Annotated in this window: 1 protein-coding gene and 3 tRNA genes; all 4 read left to right on the forward strand. The window is 39.2% G+C overall.

Features of this window, described 5'->3' with window-relative positions:
* Window positions 1-67 precede the first annotated feature (67 nt).
* Window positions 68-150: transfer RNA gene (locus AC1DPQ_RS27115), tRNA-Tyr, on the forward strand.
* Window positions 151-231: 81 nt separating this feature from the next.
* Window positions 232-307, forward strand: a tRNA-Gly gene (locus AC1DPQ_RS27120).
* 79 nt (window positions 308-386) lie between these two features.
* A tRNA-Thr gene (locus tag AC1DPQ_RS27125) sits at window positions 387-458 on the forward strand.
* A 125-nt stretch (window positions 459-583) separates the two neighbouring features.
* The coding region (tuf, locus tag AC1DPQ_RS27130; RefSeq protein WP_477611473.1) for an elongation factor Tu at window positions 584-1,593 on the forward strand (1,010 nt) is incomplete at its 3' end.

Here is a 1,593-nt window from a genome sequence, read left to right on the forward strand (position 1 = left end):
GTCATTGGTTCGATTCCGATAGGAGGCTCTTTTTATTTTAAAGTGTTAGCATTTTAAAGTAGAAAATGGGGAGATTCCAGAGCGGCCAAATGGGACAGACTGTAACTCTGTTATCGCAAGATTTCGAAGGTTCGAATCCTTCTCTCCCCACACTTTAAATGAACGACCAAATGTTTTAATGAGAGATTATTTCTATCATTCTTTCATTCAATCAATCACTAGTTTTTAAAAGCGGAAGTAGCTCAGTTGGTAGAGCGATAGCCTTCCAAGCTATAGGTCGCGAGTTCGAACCTCGTCTTCCGCTCCAATAAAAATTAGAAAGTGGGCAGTTATTGGTAACAGTTTTTATTTGGTTAAAACTAAAGGCTGGAACTGGAAACTAAAAAGCCGACTTAGCTCAGCGGTAGAGCACTTCCTTGGTAAGGAAGAGGTCATGGGTTCAATTCCCATAGTTGGCTCAGGATAATAAAGCTTTGTTAAATCTGTTTAATATGCAGGGTAGACAAGGTTTTTTGTGTTGCATTGCATCAAAACAATAAATAAAATTAATAAAAAGTTAACCTACTAATTAGTTATAAATAAAATGGCAAAAGAAAAATTTGACCGTAGTAAACCGCACTTAAACATCGGTACAATCGGTCACGTCGATCACGGTAAAACAACTTTAACAGCAGCTATTACAAAAGTTTTAGCTGATGCAGGTTTATCTGAGGCACGTTCATTCGATTCAATTGACTCAGCTCCTGAGGAAAAAGAAAGAGGTATTACAATTAATACTGCGCACGTTGAGTATTCAACTGCAAACCGTCACTACGCACACGTAGATTGTCCAGGTCACGCGGATTATGTTAAAAACATGGTTACAGGTGCGGCTCAAATGGATGGTGCTATTATCGTTGTTGCTGCTACTGATGGTCCAATGCCACAAACTCGTGAGCACATCTTATTGGCTCGTCAGGTTGGTGTACCTTCATTGGTTGTATTCATGAACAAAGTGGATATGGTTGATGATCCTGAATTATTAGAATTAGTAGAAATGGAAGTTCGTGAATTATTATCGTTCTACGATTTCCCTGGTGATGATATTCCTGTTATTCAAGGTTCTGCTTTAGGTGGTTTGAACGGAGATGCTAAATGGGTAGCAAAAATTATGGAATTAATGGATGCTGTTGATAGCTACATTCCAATTCCTCCACGTTTAACTGAGCTTCCATTCTTGATGCCTGTTGAAGATGTATTCTCGATCACTGGTCGTGGTACTGTAGCAACTGGTCGTATCGAGCGTGGTGTAATCAACTCTGGAGATCCAGTTGAAATCTTAGGTATGGGTGCTGAGAACTTAAAATCTACAGTAACTGGTGTTGAGATGTTCCGTAAGATCTTAGATTATGGTGAAGCTGGTGATAACGTAGGTTTATTGTTACGTGGTATTGAGAAAACTGATATCCGTCGTGGTATGGTAATCTGTAAACCAGGTTCAGTAACTCCTCACACTGATTTCAAAGCTGAGATCTATGTATTATCAAAAGCAGAAGGTGGTCGTCACACTCCATTCTTCAACAAATACCGTCCTCAATTCTATTTCCGTACTAC

It is taken from the genome of Pedobacter sp. 01T416_2 (assembly GCF_056398925.1).